Source organism: Ruminococcus sp. RTP21484sp1_RTP21277st1_D2_RTP21277_210401 (genome assembly GCF_040924225.1).
GTDB lineage: Bacteria > Bacillota > Clostridia > Lachnospirales > Lachnospiraceae > Blautia_A > Blautia_A faecis.
Genome location: NZ_JBCOMJ010000017.1, coordinates 1 through 17,533 on the forward strand (window position 1 = coordinate 1; position 17,533 = coordinate 17,533).

The 17,533-nt window shown below is 41.7% G+C and carries 19 protein-coding genes; 5 read left to right on the forward strand and 14 right to left on the reverse strand.

Features of this window, described 5'->3' with window-relative positions; translation table 11 throughout:
* Window positions 1-372: 372 nt before the first annotated feature.
* From AB5706_RS12215 to AB5706_RS12225, 3 genes are read right to left on the reverse strand one after another with little or no spacing between them, the layout of a single operon-like run.
* The gene (locus AB5706_RS12215; protein ID WP_226815945.1) at window positions 373-1,605 is read right to left on the reverse strand and encodes a ribonuclease E/G; all 1,233 of its coding nucleotides are present in this window, start codon (window positions 1,603-1,605) and stop codon (window positions 373-375) included.
* 20 nt (window positions 1,606-1,625) lie between these two features.
* Window positions 1,626-2,336, reverse strand: a complete 711-nt coding sequence (locus AB5706_RS12220; protein WP_118580164.1) for a TIGR03936 family radical SAM-associated protein — start codon at window positions 2,334-2,336, stop codon at window positions 1,626-1,628.
* Window positions 2,320-4,191: a TIGR03960 family B12-binding radical SAM protein gene (locus AB5706_RS12225; protein ID WP_173772360.1), complete on the reverse strand. Its 1,872-nt coding sequence runs from the start codon at window positions 4,189-4,191 to the stop codon at window positions 2,320-2,322. The genes AB5706_RS12220 and AB5706_RS12225 overlap by 17 nt, the downstream gene beginning before the upstream one ends.
* Window positions 4,192-4,784: 593 nt before the next feature.
* On the opposite strand from AB5706_RS12225, the gene AB5706_RS12230 reads away from it, so the two are divergent.
* Window positions 4,785-5,849, forward strand: a complete 1,065-nt coding sequence (locus AB5706_RS12230; protein ID WP_173717481.1) for a site-specific integrase — start codon at window positions 4,785-4,787, stop codon at window positions 5,847-5,849.
* Between the two features lie 8 nt (window positions 5,850-5,857).
* Here the strand turns inward: AB5706_RS12230 and AB5706_RS12235 are convergent, their stop codons facing one another.
* Both AB5706_RS12235 and AB5706_RS12240 read right to left on the reverse strand, forming a co-directional pair.
* On the reverse strand, window positions 5,858-7,210 hold the full coding sequence (locus AB5706_RS12235; RefSeq protein WP_173772825.1) for a site-specific integrase: 1,353 nt from the start codon (window positions 7,208-7,210) through the stop codon (window positions 5,858-5,860).
* A complete protein-coding gene (locus AB5706_RS12240) occupies window positions 7,197-8,387 on the reverse strand; it encodes a tyrosine-type recombinase/integrase (protein ID WP_173772824.1) in 1,191 nt (396 codons plus the stop codon). Before AB5706_RS12240 ends, AB5706_RS12235 begins: the two co-directional genes overlap by 14 nt.
* 135 nt (window positions 8,388-8,522) lie before the next feature.
* Between AB5706_RS12240 and AB5706_RS12245 the strand changes: the two genes are divergently transcribed.
* Window positions 8,523-8,762, forward strand: a complete 240-nt coding sequence (locus AB5706_RS12245) for a helix-turn-helix domain-containing protein (RefSeq protein ID WP_118584335.1) — start codon at window positions 8,523-8,525, stop codon at window positions 8,760-8,762.
* A gap of 163 nt (window positions 8,763-8,925) precedes the next feature.
* On the opposite strand, the gene AB5706_RS12250 is transcribed toward AB5706_RS12245, so the two are convergent.
* Window positions 8,926-9,294, reverse strand: a complete 369-nt coding sequence (locus AB5706_RS12250) for a hypothetical protein (RefSeq protein WP_173772823.1) — start codon at window positions 9,292-9,294, stop codon at window positions 8,926-8,928.
* A 135-nt stretch (window positions 9,295-9,429) separates the two neighbouring features.
* Here AB5706_RS12250 and AB5706_RS12255 point away from each other — a divergent pair, with 135 nt between their 5' ends.
* A complete protein-coding gene (locus AB5706_RS12255; RefSeq protein ID WP_117854310.1) occupies window positions 9,430-9,669 on the forward strand; it encodes a helix-turn-helix domain-containing protein in 240 nt (79 codons plus the stop codon).
* A gap of 94 nt (window positions 9,670-9,763) precedes the next feature.
* Here AB5706_RS12255 and AB5706_RS12260 read toward each other — a convergent pair whose 3' ends face one another.
* Window positions 9,764-9,961 (reverse strand): hypothetical protein, encoded by a 198-nt coding sequence (locus AB5706_RS12260; RefSeq protein ID WP_173772822.1) that lies wholly within the window; start codon window positions 9,959-9,961, stop codon window positions 9,764-9,766.
* Between the two features lie 93 nt (window positions 9,962-10,054).
* Between AB5706_RS12260 and AB5706_RS12265 the strand changes: the two genes are divergently transcribed.
* Window positions 10,055-10,507: a hypothetical protein gene (locus tag AB5706_RS12265; RefSeq protein WP_173772821.1), complete on the forward strand. Its 453-nt coding sequence runs from the start codon at window positions 10,055-10,057 to the stop codon at window positions 10,505-10,507.
* A gap of 342 nt (window positions 10,508-10,849) precedes the next feature.
* The gene (locus AB5706_RS12270) at window positions 10,850-11,122 is read left to right on the forward strand and encodes a DUF6061 family protein (protein WP_463668917.1); all 273 of its coding nucleotides are present in this window, start codon (window positions 10,850-10,852) and stop codon (window positions 11,120-11,122) included.
* Between the two features lie 183 nt (window positions 11,123-11,305).
* On the opposite strand, the gene AB5706_RS12275 is transcribed toward AB5706_RS12270, so the two are convergent.
* From AB5706_RS12275 to AB5706_RS12305, 7 genes are all read right to left on the reverse strand, one after another.
* Window positions 11,306-11,665 carry a hypothetical protein gene (locus tag AB5706_RS12275; protein ID WP_226815842.1) on the reverse strand — a complete coding sequence of 120 codons (360 nt, stop codon included), beginning with the start codon at window positions 11,663-11,665 and terminating at the stop codon, window positions 11,306-11,308.
* Window positions 11,666-11,809: 144 nt separating this feature from the next.
* Window positions 11,810-12,064, reverse strand: coding sequence for an ArsR/SmtB family transcription factor (locus AB5706_RS12280; protein ID WP_173772820.1), 255 nt, complete (start codon window positions 12,062-12,064; stop codon window positions 11,810-11,812).
* Between the two features lie 136 nt (window positions 12,065-12,200).
* Entirely contained in the window at window positions 12,201-12,911 is a 711-nt protein-coding gene (locus AB5706_RS12285) for a succinate dehydrogenase/fumarate reductase iron-sulfur subunit (RefSeq protein ID WP_330602743.1), read from the reverse strand.
* A complete protein-coding gene (locus AB5706_RS12290) occupies window positions 12,908-14,452 on the reverse strand; it encodes an FAD-binding protein (RefSeq protein WP_117855362.1) in 1,545 nt (514 codons plus the stop codon). Before AB5706_RS12290 ends, AB5706_RS12285 begins: the two co-directional genes overlap by 4 nt.
* A complete protein-coding gene (locus tag AB5706_RS12295; RefSeq protein ID WP_173772818.1) occupies window positions 14,449-14,988 on the reverse strand; it encodes a pilus assembly protein PilX in 540 nt (179 codons plus the stop codon). The genes AB5706_RS12290 and AB5706_RS12295 overlap by 4 nt, the downstream gene beginning before the upstream one ends.
* Before the next feature lie 10 nt (window positions 14,989-14,998).
* A complete protein-coding gene (locus tag AB5706_RS12300; RefSeq protein WP_055062590.1) occupies window positions 14,999-15,517 on the reverse strand; it encodes a DUF6921 family protein in 519 nt (172 codons plus the stop codon).
* A 16-nt stretch (window positions 15,518-15,533) separates the two neighbouring features.
* Window positions 15,534-17,533, reverse strand: a 2,000-nt coding sequence (locus AB5706_RS12305) for a heavy metal translocating P-type ATPase (RefSeq protein WP_368366114.1), incomplete at its 5' end; no start/stop codon positions are given.

Below are 17,533 nucleotides of genomic sequence, written 5' to 3' on the forward strand. Positions count from 1 at the left end.
CACGAAACAAAATCAAAAGACTTAGATATAGACTATACTCCGCCAAAACCAAAGAAGCCCCGCATTCCACCAATGAATCATCCCTGGCGTCGCCAACAGTTTGGAAAGTTTGTCAAACAGCAAGAACACCACCAGAATGATCAAGATACAAAAATTGCCTGAGGAATGAAACGAATCAATTTAACAAGCCCCAGCAAAAAGCCGGGGCTAATACTTCAATTATTTTAGGACATTTTCAAAAACGCTTGACAGAGGTTTTGTGAAAAAAATTGTAAAAAAATTTGTAAAAAAATAAAAACGAAAACCCATGTTTCTGGTTTGCTGCTTGTAATAATTTCGAAAATACGAAAAAGGAATTTCTTATAGTTTTATTTAGAGCGTGTTCGAAAAATCTCCTGACTTTATCTGCCTGATCTCCTCTATTACCGGTTTTCTGACTTTCTTTCGTGTCATCTCCAGAATGTGAAGCGGTGTAATATCTATGGCTTTACATTTCACCGGATCCTTCCTCAGATATTTCTGCAATACATGAAAAAGCTCGTTGTTATGATCTGGGTTTGTCATATTGATAAAATCAATAAGAATAATTCCGGACAGGTTGCGAAGCCGCAGTTGTCGTGAAATTTCCTTAGCTGCTTCCAGATTGATTTTGCGATAGGTTTCTTCGGCTTTTTTCTTTCCGGTAAATTTCCCGCTGTTTACATCGATGGAGACAAAGGCTTCTGTCTGCTGGATCACAATAAACCCGCCGCTGTTCAGCCAGATTTTTTCCTTTTGAACCTCATCCAGCGCGTTTTCCATGCGGGAAAGCTTGTATAACGGAAGAAGCTTGTCCTGATAAAAATGGGCTTTGCTTTCTTCCTCCGGACTTGTTTCTTTCAAATAAGAAGTGATCTGCTGAAAAATTTCAGGATCATCTGTTACAATGTCTGTGAGATTTTCGCTGTAAATATCACGGAGAGTGGTAAGGTAAACCGGTTCTGTTTCGTAGAGAAGGCTGAAACAGGTGCGGCTTTTGCCGTTGACAGCAACTTTTTCATACAGTGATTTCAGATAAGAAAGTTCCTGAAGGATTTCAGCCTTTTCAGCCTGGGCTGCGTTGGTGCGGACAATCAGGCCATATTCCTTATCCGGACGTGCAGCCTCTGCTTCCAGCCAGCCGGATAAAGTGTGGCGTTCTGAACCAGAGAGCTTACCGGATAGTCCGAACTTTTTTTCTCCTGTGGTGAGCACCAGATACTTACCGGTAAAATTTAAGTTTGCAGTCAGTGCGGGCAGCTTGCCCTTCATGGCATCACGGCTTACCTGCACCAGAATCTGGTCACCCGGACGCAAGGGACTGCCAGGTGCTTTCCCGGAGGCATAGATAACCTGCTCTGCTTCCTGAAGAGGAAAATAACCGCGTACTCCAGGTGCAATAAGAACAAATGCTGCCTGGATATTAGAAGCAATATTTTCCACCTGTCCTACATAAATATTTCCGAGAATGGACTGTCGGGCGGCTGCCTCCAGGCGAAGCTCCATAATCTGACCTTCTTCCTCGATTGCACAGGCATGACATTTGTTACCGCAAAGTTCCATGGTTGTTAGAATTAATTTCGTCACTTGATTCACCTGTTTTAAGTTTATTGAACTTCCACGCCAAGGGATTCCAACGATACAAATTTATGTTTTTTCTCATTTCCAAGATCTGCATATACTTCCAGGCGATGAATCATGCAGGCAAATTCCGGAAGCTCCTGTCCAAGCCAGCTGGTAAATGCATCCATTACAGCATCTGGTTTGGTATAGTTGGCACTTGCAGAAGCAAGACTTAAGAAAATGCGGTTGTCATTCTGTAAATTCATTTTGTAAATAAAAGGTCGGATATCTACCTGTTTTTCGCCTTTTTTGGTTTCTTTTGTAACAAGGATCTCAGGCTGCTTTAAAAATTCCGTAATTCTTGTCTGCCATCCATCTGCCGGTGCTTTTCCAGGACGAAATTCCACCAGATAATCAGCTGCTGCCACCAGGGACATCGCTTTGCTCGCTTTTCCGTCTTCCACCTGGCGGGCACTTAAAACATGAATACCATCTACCATCTGGCTGTTAAGACGTTGACAGATTTCATCAGTAGGAATCGTAGCGGTAAGCTCCATATCGAAATATTCCCCTGTACTGGTAACGCCAACTCCAAGAGGGGCAGCAAAGGACATGATCATATGAGGGCTGTAACCTCCCGAAAAAGCAATTGGAAGCTCTGCGCGGCGGATGGCTTTCTGGAAGTAGCGCATGGTGTCAAGATGTCCTACAAATTTCATAGGCCCTTCTTTCGTAAATTTAATTCTTACCTTCATAACATACGCCTCCTTCATAACGTCTTGCTCCGCAGCCTGCACATTTCTGACGGCAGTTTGGTGTAACCACTTCGCCTTTTGCCTGTTTCCACTCACGGATCAGAAACTCCTTTGTAACACCTGCATCTATGAAATCCCATGGGAGGATTTCATCTGTGCTTCTCTCTCGGAGTGTGTAGAATTCAATGTCAATTCCTGTTTCTGCAAAAGCCTCTTTCCAGATGTCGTAGCGGAAGCTTTCTGACCAGGCATCGTAAAGGGCACCTTTTTCATAGGCTTTTAAGATAACTTCAGAAGCACGGCGGTCACCTCTTGCAAGGAAGCCTTCCAGTGTGGTTACATCCGGTTCATGCCAGTTGTATTTAATACTCTTCTGGTTCAGCTGTGCACGGATTTCTTCTTTTACTACTTTTGCCTTGTCAATAAAATCCTGTTCTGTATACATTGGAGCCCACTGGAATGGGGTAAATGGCTTTGGCACAAAGAAGGATGTGCTGACTACGATCTGAACCTTTCCATGGCGTTTTTCCTTTGGAACGGTATCGTAATATTCTTCTGCAATACGCTCTGCAAGATGAGCAATTCCCTTCATGTCTTTTTCTGTTTCAGTAGGAAGCCCAAGCATGAAATAAAGCTTCACACGGTTCCATCCTCCAACAAATGCCTCATGCGCACCGTGAAGGATCACTTCTTCGGTAAGTCCTTTGTTAATTACATCACGAAGTCTCTGGGAACCAGCTTCCGGGGCAAAAGTAAGGCTGCTTTTCTTAATATCCTGAACCTTGCTCATAACATCCAGGGCAAAAGCATCAATACGAAGTGACGGCAGGGAAATATTAACACCTGCAGATTTAAATTCGTCGATCAGGAAGTTTACCAGCTCTTCCAGATGGGTGTAATCACTGGAACTTAAGGAACTGAGGGAAATTTCCTCATGACCGGAATTCTTCAGCATAGCTCTTGCAGATTCCTTCAGTTCTTCTACATCACGTTCACGGAGAGGTCTGTAGATCATACCAGCCTGGCAGAAACGACAGCCACGGATACATCCACGCTGGATTTCCAAAGTGACACGATCCTGTGTAGCTTTAATAAAAGGAACAACCGGTTTTTCAATCGGGCAATATCCTTTATCCATATCTACGATCAGCTGCTTTTGGACTTTCTCGGGAACTCCCGGACGATTTGGTGCAAAGGATGCAATTGTACCGTTTTCTTTGTATGTGACATCATAAAATGCCGGAACATAAATTCCCGGAATCTGAGCTGCCTTCAGAAGGAACTCCTCCCTGCTGCCTCCGGCTTCCTTATTGGCCTTGTATGCATCAAAAAGCGCATCATACACAGTTTCTCCTTCGCCAATATAAAACAGGTCAAAAAAGGCTGCTAATGGCTCTGGATTATATGCACACGCACCGCCTCCGATTACAATAGGACATGATTCGTCACGGTCAGCTGCTTTCAGTGGAATCTGGGAAAGATCCAGTGTCTGGAGTACGTTAGTATAACACATTTCATATCCAAGTGTGATGCACAGAAAATCAAAATCCCTGACAGGATCCTGGGACTCCAGGGCAAATAACGGGATATTCTGTTCTCTCATAAGCTTATCAAGATCAAGCCATGGGGAATAAACTCGCTCACACCAGACATCAGGGCGTTTATTGAACATATTATAAAGAAGCATCATACCAAGGTTGGACATGCCGATCTCGTAGACATCCGGAAAACAAAACGCCACACGGACATCTATCCCGTCTAAATTTTTCATCACAGAGTTGACCTCCCCGCCGATGTAGCGGGCTGCTTTGTCAACACTGAGTAATATTTCGTCACTAAGTGCTAATTTTCTCATTCTTTTCCTTTCACGATTTGTCACTATTTGCCAAATACAGAACTTCTTCTGTTTAGATTTGGATAGTGACTTTTTTTCTGAATAAGTGGGAAAAATAATGCTCATTTTTGAACCTATTTTTACCCCGAAAACGGCATTTGGTCACTGCGGTATCGGCTGTGGTATATGCCGTTAATTATCCTATTATAATACAGGTCATTTCAGAAATTCAAGAGAAATCGTGTGCTTTTGTGGAAATGGTGAAAATTGTCTGCTGTCACTCCTTTTTTACAAGATTCTTTTTTTCAATACTAATATGTCATATTTTTTGTTTCTGTCAAAAAATGTTGAGGTGCTTGTCACTTTTGGGCTATCTGTTTTCTTGGAAAACCTTTCTTAAATAACCATTCTTAAAAATATTACATATTAAACGCGTAAGTATTCTATAAATATATTTCTTTGTATGGACATCCACCTTACAGGATTAATATGTCATTTTTTTAGAATTTTGTCAAAAATTTTTCATAAAAGATCAGATTCTGAGCGAAAATCGGACAATATATAATTGAAAGACAATTAAACGCTCAGCCAATGATGGCAGAAAGGAAAAAAGAATGAGAAAAGAATCAAAAGAAATGGCTGTTACAGCCACAACAATGAAAAAAGAGAAAAGGAACGAAAATGCTGCAACTACTTTTGTCAATTACCTGGAGAGCTGGTACCAGAACGAATACCTTCCGAATTCAACCAGCAGCAGTACGGATGCTTACTACCACTGGATGATCTTCAATGTCATTGAACCCAACCTTCCGGATAAGGAGCGGGCGGTTGACGATATCGATGCAGAATATCTGAATGCTCTTTTGGCACGTATCGACCGAAAAAATGAAAATATGGCTGCTTCGGCATACCGTTTTCTGCGTGTTTTTATAAAGGATAGTTTTGAACCAGATACCGGAGATTATGAACTTTTCTTTCAATTAAAAAAATATTCCGTGTTGGAAAAAGATCCGGTTCTTTATACAGCGGAACAGCTTACCTGCTTTTTATCAGCTGCAAAGAAAGACAACACCTCCCATTATCTGGAATATGCCCTGGCGCTTTACTGTGGGCTGAAACCCGGAGAAATCCTTGGACTTAAATATGACAGTTTCAATCTGGAGGCAGGTACGGTAACGATCTGCGGGCTGCATGCACGGAACTATATGTCCGCTGACAGGAATGGAGTTAACGGTAGCCAGAACTTCAAATACAGTGGCAGAAAACTCCGTTCAGACAGCAATTACCGTACTGTGCCTGTTCCGGAATTTTTATTTGATGAGATCAGGGACCGGAGATATCTGAATGAGGGCATTATTCTGAAATATCCTGGACTGGCCGAAGAAGGCGCCCTGTGCCTTGGTCCATATGGAAAAGTCAAGACGCTTCCCACACTGAATACCAGACTGAAAAAGATCACTCAGTCCTATGGCCTGCCCCGCATCTCCCTTGGAGATCTGAGATATATGTATCTCGCAGATCTTATCAAAAAGGAAAAACAGTTTAAAAAGATCATGGAACTTTTCGGATATGCAAATCCTTACCGGATGCTGAACCTCTGCCAGCAGATCGCGGATATCCAGGGAGAGACTTTAACTGTAAACGTTCCGTTTCCTGAGATATTTTATTATAAAATGTAAAGCTGATTTTAATCATAAAAATAATTCCAATAAGCATGAGTATCGGGAAGCTGGTAGGGTTTCTGTTCCACATTGCACTGCCTTTTCGGTTCCACGCAGCCCTGTTCCTTCGATAAAAGATGATGGGCCAACACATACTCTTCGATTATCTTTGAGATGTCATAGGTTTCCTGTTTCTGGGAGGCTACATAGATCCTGCTGGTAAAATCCGGGCTGTAATGTCCAAGACATTTAGAGATCGTTTTCATGTTGACCTGGTACTGTGCGAGGACTGTGGCATAGGTATTCCGGAATTTTCTCCAGGGTAGCCGGGAGATCCCGCTCTGTTCCATCAGGCGGTTGTAAGACTTGATATAAAAACTACGGTTATGGCACTGCCCGTTTTCATGACAGCAGATGTAGCCCAGATCCAGGAATTCTGGATCAGAAGCTTTGCGTTTTTCGTAGCGCTGTCGTTCCAGGAGGATCTCATCCAGGACAAAATCAGCCAGTACTACTGCTCTTTTGCTGTTTTTTGTTTTCAGTGGGAGTTCACTGCACAGTACCGGCCTGTTCTCCTGCGCCACTTCCATGTACAGGTTCTTTCCAAGCTGGCGTTCCACAAAAAGTTTCTTGCCAAGGAAATCAATATCGCTGTACCGGAGTCCGGTGATCTCAGAAATCCGCAGGCCGGCAGTGACGGCAAGGAGCATGGGCAGATAAATCATGGGTTCCTGCTGTTTACACAGATATAAAAGATGGGCAGCTTGTTCCACGGTATAAACCTGCTGCCGGGTATCCACTTTTTTCTTCTGGCATGGCTGTTTTACTTCGGAAGAGATCCCGGTATAGATATCTCTGGAAAGATAGTTGTGTTTCCGCGCATAGCAAAGGGAAGCCGTGACGACACCCGCCGCAGTTCTTAATACTCCCGGATGGGGAATACCAGACAATGCCTTTACCAGGTCTCTTCTCTGCAGCGCATCCAGCTTTTTATGGCCGAGTTTAGGAAGCAGATAGTTTTCTATGATATTCCGGTAAGCGTTGTAGGTATTATAAGTGATCCTTTTTTGACCGAGCATATGATGGTAAAACCAGAAATCATAAAACTCTTTCACGGTATAAGAAAAAGGGATGAAACTGCCGTTTGCGATTTCCATGAGGGCCTCATCCCTTTCTTGGCGGGCCAGCTGCTTGTTGGAAGAGGTGGTCCGCTGTACCATCTTCACATCGCCGGACTCAAAAACAAGTAAAAGACGGAAACAGTATTTTCGTCTGGCTTTTATGTATATAACGTCACCAAGGGATTTCCCGGAAATGAGCCTGCCATAAAGGAAGGTTTCCTTTACCGGCATCTGGAGATAGGGTTCATTCTTTTTCACAGGTTTTTCCCTCCTTTTTTCCAGCGCCAAGGACCGGGTCCAGGGAACCTGCAACGACAGCACCAACTTCAGGATCCGTACATGGAATCCTGTTGCAAAATGCCAGTGTTGTAGTCTGTTTTGTGTGGCCAAGGATACCAGAGACTGCTTCAAGGGAAAAATCCTGTTCGAGAAGAAAACGGGCGAACATATATCTCAGATCACGCATGTTCAGTCTTGGAAGACCCGCTTCTGTGGTGATCACTTTTAAAGCAGCTCCTAATGTAGAAACAGACTTTATCTTTGCTGTGGGGCCAAGACAAAGATAAGATTTATAGCCTGTAGCTGATGGATATTTTGTCAGGAGTTTCCTGTTTTCTTTCCGCCGGGCAGAAAGTTCCGAAAATAAAAAAGACGGAATTTTTAAGCTTCGGTTCTGTTTGGTCCCTTCCAGTTTTTTTAACTGGCAGTTCTTCCCGGAATCGTTCGAGGTATAGATCCTCTGGATTGTGATAGTCTGCTCATGACGGTTGAAATCCGAATACTTCAGTCCAAGGATTTCCCCGGGTGTCAGGCCGCAGAAAAGAGCCAGTTGAATCTCCAGGTAATGGTTGGAATTGGAAGCGGCAGTCAGGAATGTGCGAAGCTGTTCCGGGGAATAGAAAACCGGATTTCCGGGAGACTCCGGATAGTGCCGGATCTGCTGGAAGTCCATATCTGGAAGCCAGTTGTTTACACGGGCGTGTTTCAAAGCGTTGTGTAGCAGCTTATATGCATAATAGCCTCCATTGCAGCAGTAAGCCTGACAGGATTCCAGAACCCTATTGAGATAATCAAGAGTGACACATCCCAAAAGAATATCCTTATGCAGATGAGGCTGGATGATCAGGTTTATGATCCATTGCTTTTGAACCAGTGTACGGCTGCCATTAGAACCCTGAGCACACACATCATTCAGCCAGTAATCCAGATATTCCGAAAAGGTAAAAGGCATATCCCGCTCCTTTTTCAGTTTGGACAACTGGTCGTGGTAAGAAACCAGGGAACGTTGATAGCTCTCTTCTGCTTCTTCCCGGGATGAAAACCCGGTACGACGGCCGTATTCAATGGTGCAGATAAGAGGATTTACCAATTTGGTCAGATGAGCCCAGGTACCGTTGTCTTCCTGAAAGACGGGGGTTTTTGCTTGTTCTTTCATTGATTTGTTTTCTCCTTTGTGTGTTTGATATGCTTACAGATATTTCTCTATTACGAAACATTATATGAAGTTTCTCGGCTATTATCAATACAAAAGTTTCTTAATAACGAATTATTGATGAAAGTAGGGAATATCATGCAGAAACTCAGACCGGATATGAACATTGGCGGGAACATACAGAAAATACGGTATAGCCGAAAGCTTACACAGGATCAAGTGATTGCCAAAATGAATCTCATGGGGATCCAGATCTCCAAAAGTACCTATGCGAAGCTGGAAACAAATCGGATGAATATTAAAGTAAGCGAACTGGTGGCCATGAAGGAAATCTTTGAATGTGAGTTTAATGATTTCTTTGAAGAGCTGAATGAGTAATAATATAGATAAAATATTATTCGGGGAACTCTCTTATTATCTAGGTATATGGCAAAACGTAATTATATAAGAGGGTTCTCTGTCTTTTTATATAAGATAATGTCGTATGTGACAAAATGTTTACAAGAAGGTCAGAATTTTTAAATTCCTGATTTCTCTTAGCTTATGCGCCTATATCATATTGAAATTTCGCATATATAGAATGCCGCATTTTTTCATATAATTGCTTAAAATTTTCTTCTGCATCGTCAGAAGAGATAGTATTTGAAGTGATTAAGTCACTTTCGAGCCGACTGCTGTAATTAAGGGCAAACTCAGGGTATTTCAGAAATGTATCCAGGGCAGCAGATTCCAGTTCCTCTCCTACTTTCAAACGTTCCAACTGAATACTATCAAAAAGTTCTTGTGTCATAGGTACGATCCCGTATATTGCAGCCCATTGAGTCTGAGTGAAATGTTTCAATTCTGCCGGCAATGTCAGTAATTTTTGTTTTTGCTCCAAGGTCAATTCGTTGAATAAACTTTTTTCCATAATCAAAATTTCCTCCCATTGGAATAAGTGTGTGCAAGTAATTACAGTAGAGATTCTACAACTTATAATTCAATTATATATTAGTTATCCTATACTTACAATCCTGAATAATATTGTAGTTGAGGGTAATGGTATATGGAAGATCGTAATTATGGAACTATCCGGATCAAATTGGATGAAATGATAGAAAAGCAAAACATCAGTAAGAACAAATTGGCTCACCGCGCCGAAATGCAAAGGACCCAACTCAACCAGTTTTGTAAAGGAACGGTAACACGGCTGGATACCGCTGTTTTAGCCAGGTTGTGCTGTGCATTGAATTGTAAGATCGAGGATCTGTTGGAGTACGTTCCACCAGAAAATAAGGAAAAATAAATATATCTCATAAGCTAAAAAGTGCAGAGAAGTATATTATACAGTTATACGTCTCTGTACTTTTTTGCTTATGATGGTCATATCCTTAATGAAATCATTGTAGGTAACCATCCGCTATGTTTTCACTCATGTGTGAGATATACCCCAACAACCTATATTCCCTTTCATTTTTCCAGTCACAGATCGTGCCATCAGCAAAATTAAAATCTATACCTCTTCCCTTTGCAATATTCATACTTCTTGTAAATGTATTGTATAATCCTACTGTAGCCCATGAAAAAGCTGTATCCATGAAAAACACAGCTATCTCATAAGTGATATTGAATCCACAGCCAATCGTGCTACAATAAAATTATACATTTCAATATAAGAAGGAGGTCATTCTATGGCACTGCAAGAAGATTTCAATCAAATAATAGATTACGCACATTTTTGGAACTGGGCTCCTGATTGGGGAGAAGTGCAAAGAATATACGAGAAATTCCCTGATTCCTTCTCCGTACTTACGCCCTTTGCGTATTCCTATTTGGAAGAACTGATTAGAATTACAACCTCCGACTATGGACTTCCTTTATTCGATCGTAATGGGCAACCAGTTAAGGTCAATGTTGGCATGAAGTTGATTTCTTTGGCAATAGCAGAAAATCAAAATAATCAGGAATATGTCAAGGTTCTGGAAGAAACAAAGAAATATTTCAAATATGTAAAAGTAAACAACGATGAAAACGGGCGAAACAGAGTTATGCATGGATTCGTTCATCCCCGTTTTTGGAGCAAGGAGAACTTCGAACAACTCATTCATCATATTGCTGTTCTTTCACCTTACTCAAAGTTTTAATCTATAACTTCGCTTTGAAATACGTTTGGAATACTCGCTTGTGATTCTGAGGAACCATCTTGAAAGGATCTGCGTTTAGCAATTCCGATTGAGATTTCACCTGTTTTAAGAGATTTAATAACTGTTATATTTTGTTATTAAATTCTCCGTAAACCCTTGAAAACACTGAATTTATCACTGGTGAGCTTTCCCTTATTGTTTCCCTTGTGTTATATTGTCCCACCAGTGTTTACGAACTCTGATAAGGGCAAATACAAGGGCAAGAAAATCCTATAAAACAGTATAACACAAAATAAAAGTGACATGGTGAACTGATTGAAATGCTTCTGATTTTTGCAACAAATGATTGATTTAACGATAAGGAGATTTGATACGATGAGAACAATATTTGCAGAATACAATCCCAAGCGCAACAGTATTGATGTTTATACCTCTGTTGGCTATATGCTCCGCATTGACTGTTGGGAAGCTGAAAAGGACTTAAAAACCACATCAGGATCAGACTGTGCATTAAACGCACTCGCCATTGATGATCCTCTTGAATATGCAAGATTATATCTTGATGGAAATTTGCAGATGTGGGTAGATGCGGAAGACTCATTAGATATTTTTTAATTTTTAAACAAATACAACAGTTTAAATAACTATTAGCTACAATATTTCCGGAAAATTCATCATAGGTTTGTATAAACGCAAAGAAACGGCGGCTCTGAAAATCAAAGTCGCCGTTCTAAATTGTCTGGTTTTTCTTTTGCCGTCATGCGGCAGATAATCAATTCATTCTATTTTGAACTTCTTTTATGCTACCTGATGTCTGCAATAGGAATGAATCGCCAAGAATGTAAACACAAATAATTCAATTCCTGCCGAAATCAAAATAACATGCGGTGTCCAGAAACTCATTCCACCGATATTCAGATAATTGAAATTTGCAAGCTGAGAAAGGAAATTGTTCTGCATACCAATTCCGGCAGATGGAAGTATGGTAGAGAGCCATGTTGCTCCCATCGCCACATAAGCAAAAAGCGACATGAGAAGAACTACGATAGAGATCAGCAAAACTGTCAATGTGTCTTTACATTTTGCAGACAGGAACAACATACAGCTAACCGTTGCTAATACAGAAAGTAAGCCCGCTGCTGCGAGAATTATCTGCAACTGCCCCAGATTGATGTTTGGCAGGTTACAGTCAGGTAACGCTGGAAAAAACTAATTCCTGAATTTGATTCTTTTTTCATGATATCTGCTCTCCTTAAATTATTTACAACAATCCCCGTCACCGCATCCAAGGCAAGTAAGGGATTATATAAAGTGTTTGTAATTCATCAATGTCTCACAATTCAAAGAATAGTGATGCCATTTTCCTTCCTTACGATCATTCACAAGGCCGCATCCTACTAATATCTTCATATGATGGGATAAAGTTGGCTGGGTAATTTCAAATCTTTCCAAAAGTTTACCCCCGCACTTTTCTCCATCCGACAGCATCTGTACAATTTCCAGCCGGTTCGCATCGCCCAAAGCCTTGCATATCAAAGCCACATCCATTGCATTCATATTGACACCTCACATTGATCATTGTCTATGTTCAATATAATATATACATAGATATTTGTCAATGTATGTATTTTTAAAAAAGAGAATCAAGTTTTTGATTCTCTTCATACATTCATTATAGCTTTTATCATCCATTTTATTTGCCCCAAACAGCCGCTGCATTCGACCTTACAAGCAGTTCTTCCACAGGCAGACCAATCGGACAAATATCATGACAAGATAACGACTTCCCGCATCCCTCAAAATATTTCTTCTTATATTCAGCAGAAATCTCATTCAAATGAGTGCTTTCCTGTTCTTCATTCAGAATCCGAAATGCGTTGACTGCAGCAACAGCGCCTGCGAAAGTCCCATTTGCAGAGAAGTTAGGACACACTTCAAGGCAGAAGCCACACATCAGACAGCGTGCCGACTGGTATCTCGGTTCATGTGTCCACGGATTCATATAAGCTTCACTTTCAAGCCAAAGGTTCAGTTTTTTCAAATTTTCAAACAGAATTGACCGGTCAACGATCAAATCTCTTACAAGCGGAAATTTGCTTAAAGGTTCCAAGATGATTGTAGAACCTTTTAACGTATGTAGAAATGTAGAGCATGCCAACCTCGGACGTTCGTTAATCAGCATGGCGCAAGCCCCACATTTTCGCACCATACAGCTACATTCCCAGCTGATGGGAGTAACTATATTTCCTGAGTTATCTTTCAAAGGGGTTCTACTGTTCAATTCCTTTAGAACAGTGGCAACAGAGCTGTTTTTGCTTCCGTCATACTCAAATTCCTGCCAATAACTGTCTGATTTCTGACTCTCCTGCCGCCTGATTCTTATTTTATATACCAAGTGAATCACCGCCTTTCTGGAACAGGTACAAAGGAAATCTGTATCTGCTTTCCATCAAATCTGGCTACCGTTGTTTTAAGGTAATCATCGTCATTGCTCTTCGGATAATCCTCCCGCCAGTGTGCACCACGGCTTTCTTTTCTTGCAAGAGCACTCTTTAGAACTGCCATGCCAAGCAATGGGAGATTTCCTGTCAGCGCTTGTACCGTTTGAATCCCATTTAACAACGTATTCTCATTTCTGACAACGCCCATAGTCTCCTGCATCACTTTGTTTAATTGCTTTATTTCTGAAATTTGAGACGCTGGTGGAAAATCTATCTGTGTCGCACAAGATAGATCTACTACATCTGCCTGTTCGCATGCTGATTTTGCCGCAACACGTCCTCCGTATAACGCTCCTAACAGAGAATTTCCACCAAGACGGTTGGCACCATGATATTGGGCACAGCATTCTCCGGCAGCGCAAAGATTCTGAATCGGCGTTCTGTGCTGCTCATCCACCAGAATGCCTCCCATAAAATAGTGAATTCCCGGTAAAACAGACACCGGTTCCTTTCGTATATCTTTATGCAGATAGGTCATACAATCGTCTGCCAGACCAGATAGCTTATTTGAAATAATCTCCTCCGATATTTCCGTCATGTCAAGAAATACCTCTGATTCATGGCTGACCTTCCATATCTCTCTGGCGGTAATATCTCGTGGCATCAGATTTCCAAGCTCCGGGTATTTTTCCTCCATGAAATACCATTGTTTTCCATCTTTCATGGCAAACAACCTGCCACCTTCCCCTCTGGCCGCCTCGCTGATGAGCATGCGTTTTCCACCACATTTCACAGTTGTCGGATGGTACTGGATCATCTCGCCATTTGCCAGAGGAACACCAAGCCGGAACAATTCTGCGGTGACTTCTCCTGTATTGCTCAGCGAACCCGTTGTATTTCCAAACAATCCGTGCATACCACCGGTGGCAACAATAACCGCATTCCCCGGTAATTCCACAGTCTCCTGACTGTATTCATCCCTGATTACGCAGCCACAACAAATATTGCCACACAGACGAAGTGTTAGGAAAGAATGATGGCTGAACCGTTCTACCATACCAGATGCTTCTTTCCTGCGAACAGCATCTATCATAGCTGTCATGATCTGCTTCCCGGTATCGCTCTGTGCAAAAGCAGTCCGTTTCTTTTTCTGCCCGCCAAAATTCCGCAGATCCACATCATCATAGCCACTCATGTTAAATTTAACTCCAAGTTTTAGCAGCCAGTGCACCAGCTCCGGTGCTGCCTGTGTCATTCCCCAAACTGCATTTGGATCTGCCAGACCACATGCTGCCTTTATTGTATCTGTAAAATGTTCTTCGGGACTGTCGTTTTCATCTTTTGTATTCAAAGCTGCGTTGATACCGCCCTCCGCCATAACAGACTGTGCCCGCTCTGACGGAAGGGAGGAAACCAGTTTTACATTGCATCCATTTTCCGCTGCCTGCAAAGCCGCTGAAAGTCCTGCCAGTCCAGCACCTATAATAACAATTGTCTTACTCATAGATATTGCCACCCAATATAATATAAAATAACCGCTCCCGCTATAAAAAGAAGAAGCACCGAAAGGATCAAATAAATATCACTCCTTCGTTCTTTATAACTGATGATTCCCAGTGATACGAGCAATGGGCGGATATTGATAAAAATATGGACAAAGATTGCCGCTACGAACAAAAGCTGAGTTACCATCTTTACCGTTGTAAAAGGGAACAAAATATATGTCCCATTCTGCACCTTTCCAAACAAGCCAATATGGAATAACAGCAGAATCATTATTGCCAGCCCACTGGCTCGTCTCGCCCAGAATATGGCGTTCTGTTTCAGATACATTTTTCCGGATTGCTTCGCTGTCTGTAAACTCTGAACTGTCAGGATGACACCAATCACCGTATGCACAACAAGAATACCAACACCAATCCATGCAAGAAGTTTCCCTGCACTACTTCCAACTCCGTTCAGCATAAAGCTTCCCATGATTCCATGAATCATAAAAATGAGAAGCATTAAAACAGACAAAATCGTATTCCATTTTCTCATAAATTCCCGCTCACCTCATTTCTTCGCTGTCCATGATCATATAGTCCATCTGTGTTAGCGTTGTAACGTCAATAAAATCATCCGATGCCAGGAATACATCATACTTTCCACTTACCACTCTTGATAGCATCATTGTGTTACTGTACTCTTTCAGATCTACGAAAAAACCGGCCTGTTTCAACCTGTCACAGAGTTTCTTAGCATAACTGACAAGCGGATAATCCGTCTCAGATACATATAACCGAAAACTAATGTCCGTTTTCATGAGATCTGTTTCATTTGTTTCCGAATCGTCCAGTGCCAATTCTTTTAATTTATTCCGGGTGTTCTCGTTGTCGAGACCATCTGACATCATATTAATACCGAGAACATAAGAGCCTTCCAACTGTGCGGAGGCTTGAGCCGCCTTTTTTGACTTCGGTGTTGCTCCTGTGACTGCATCAATCATAGAAGGCGGTGAATGTAATATGACACCAAAACCTACAAGAAAAACAATCGTAACAACTAACAGAATCAGTTTTCGTTTCACATTCCCACCTCATTTCCTATTTTTTCAAAATTCTCATTGCGTTCAAAACAGCAATTATGGTAACGCCTACATCACCAAATACAGCTTCCCACATTCCCGCAATACCAAGAGCGCCAAGAATCAGGAACACACTCTTAATTCCAAGGGCAATCACTATATTCTGCATGACAATTTGCTTTGTCGCTTTTGCCACATCAATCGCATCCACCAGCTTAGATGGTTCATCTGTCATCAGAACCACATCCGCAGCTTCAATGGCCGCATCTGAACCAAGACCACCCATTGCGATACCAACATCCGCACGAGCAAGGACAGGAGCGTCATTGATACCATCACCAACAAAAGCTAATTTGCTTCCCTGTCTCTTTTTACTGTCCAAAAGCTCAACCTTTTCCACTTTTTGATCAGGAAACAGTTGTGCATAATATTCATCCAACTGCAATTCTTCCGCAACAGCCTTTCCGATTTTTTCATCATCACCAGTAAGCATGACTGTTTTTTCCACACCGATATGTTTCAAATCAGAAATTACTTTTTTGCTGTCCGGCTTTACTTCATCTGTTATCAAAATGCATCCGGCATATTGACCATCTACTGCTACATAAACCTTTGTACCAACTTTTTCACAGGCTGTGTACTCCACATGCTCTGAATCCATAAGTTTCGTATTGCCAGCATAAACTTTCTTCTTTCCTGCCATGGCACTGATTCCATATCCGGAAATTTCCTTGTAATCAGAGATAACTGATTGGTCAATTTCTTTTCCATAAGCAGAGAGAATGGATTTTGCAATAGGATGGTTAGAAAAGCTCTCTGCCTGGACCGCATACTCCAGAACCTGTTCTTTTGAAAATCCATTTGCAGGCAGAATATCAGTCACATTGAAAACACCCTTTGTAAGTGTTCCAGTTTTATCGAACACAATAATGCTGACATTATTAAGCGCCTCTAAATAATTACTTCCTTTTACAAGAACACCTCGTTTAGATGCCGCACCAATACCTCCGAAGAAAGTCAGCGGGATTGAAATGACCAATGCACATGGGCAAGATACCACAAGGAAAACAAATCCTCTGCGAATCCACTCTGTCCAACCTCCACCAAGAAGGATCGGTGGCAGAATTGCCAGAATAGCTGCTAAGATTACAACAACAGGAGTGTAATAACGTGCAAATGTAGTAATGAAATTTTCTGTTGGTGCTTTTCTACTGGACGCATTCTCCACAAGATCAATAATCTTTGAAGCAGTAGATTCACCAAATGCTTTCGTTGTCTTAATCGTTAAAACACCCGTCTGATTCATACAACCGGAAAGTGCTTCGTCTCCTTTATGAACGCTTCTCGGAACCGATTCTCCAGTTAAAGCCCTCGTATCCAGCATAGAATCTCCATCCAATACCACACCGTCTAATGGGATTTTTTCACCAGGCTTTACAATAATAATCTCACCAATGGCAACACTTTCAGGAGATATGGTAATCAATTCTCCGTTCCTTCTGACTGTAGCACAATCCGGACGTATATCCATTAAATCTGATATAGATTTTTTGGAACGCTCAACAGCCAATGACTGGAAAAATTCACCAACTTGATAGAACAGCATAACAGCAACTGCTTCCGGATATTCACCAATGACAAAAGCACCAATCGTAGAAACGCTCATCAGGAAATGTTCATCAAACACACGTCCCTTTGAAATATTCCTCACAGCTTGCCATACAACATCCCCGCCAAGAATAATATAGGAGACAATGAGAAAAACTAACTCGACAGGCAGTGGTACTTTCGCAAAAACTGTCAATGCCATACCAATACCATAGATTGCTGCGCCAATCGCTAAACGAATCGTCAACTTCTTGTCCTCATTGTTATAGGATGTATTGGTATCCTGTTTTTTTGCAGGTATATAGTATTCCTGTGCAATTTCGGAAACTTCTACATCTGGCTCATGGCTGTGGACAATCGTTTCAATCTGACTGGCTATTGTATTTGCGGCAACTGGAGCAACATTGATTG

Excerpts from the sequence above, each read along its gene's own strand:
- AB5706_RS12255 (WP_117854310.1), top strand. The coding sequence starts at position 9,430 with ATGGAAGATCGTAATTATGGAACTATCCGGATCAAATTGGATGAAATG.
- AB5706_RS12225 (WP_173772360.1), bottom strand. The coding sequence starts at position 4,191 with ATGAGAAAATTAGCACTTAGTGACGAAATATTACTCAGTGTTGACAAA.
- AB5706_RS12230 (WP_173717481.1), top strand. The coding sequence starts at position 4,785 with ATGAGAAAAGAATCAAAAGAAATGGCTGTTACAGCCACAACAATGAAA.
- AB5706_RS12290 (WP_117855362.1), bottom strand. The coding sequence starts at position 14,452 with ATGAGTAAGACAATTGTTATTATAGGTGCTGGACTGGCAGGACTTTCA.
- AB5706_RS12295 (WP_173772818.1), bottom strand. The coding sequence starts at position 14,988 with ATGAGAAAATGGAATACGATTTTGTCTGTTTTAATGCTTCTCATTTTT.
- AB5706_RS12250 (WP_173772823.1), bottom strand. The coding sequence starts at position 9,294 with ATGGAAAAAAGTTTATTCAACGAATTGACCTTGGAGCAAAAACAAAAA.
- AB5706_RS12240 (WP_173772824.1), bottom strand. The coding sequence starts at position 8,387 with ATGAAAGAACAAGCAAAAACCCCCGTCTTTCAGGAAGACAACGGTACC.
- AB5706_RS12220 (WP_118580164.1), bottom strand. The coding sequence starts at position 2,336 with ATGAAGGTAAGAATTAAATTTACGAAAGAAGGGCCTATGAAATTTGTA.
- AB5706_RS12245 (WP_118584335.1), top strand. The coding sequence starts at position 8,523 with ATGCAGAAACTCAGACCGGATATGAACATTGGCGGGAACATACAGAAA.
- AB5706_RS12265 (WP_173772821.1), top strand. The coding sequence starts at position 10,055 with ATGGCACTGCAAGAAGATTTCAATCAAATAATAGATTACGCACATTTT.
- AB5706_RS12270 (WP_463668917.1), top strand. The coding sequence starts at position 10,850 with ATGATTGATTTAACGATAAGGAGATTTGATACGATGAGAACAATATTT.
- AB5706_RS12280 (WP_173772820.1), bottom strand. The coding sequence starts at position 12,064 with ATGAATGCAATGGATGTGGCTTTGATATGCAAGGCTTTGGGCGATGCG.
- AB5706_RS12260 (WP_173772822.1), bottom strand. The coding sequence starts at position 9,961 with ATGGATACAGCTTTTTCATGGGCTACAGTAGGATTATACAATACATTT.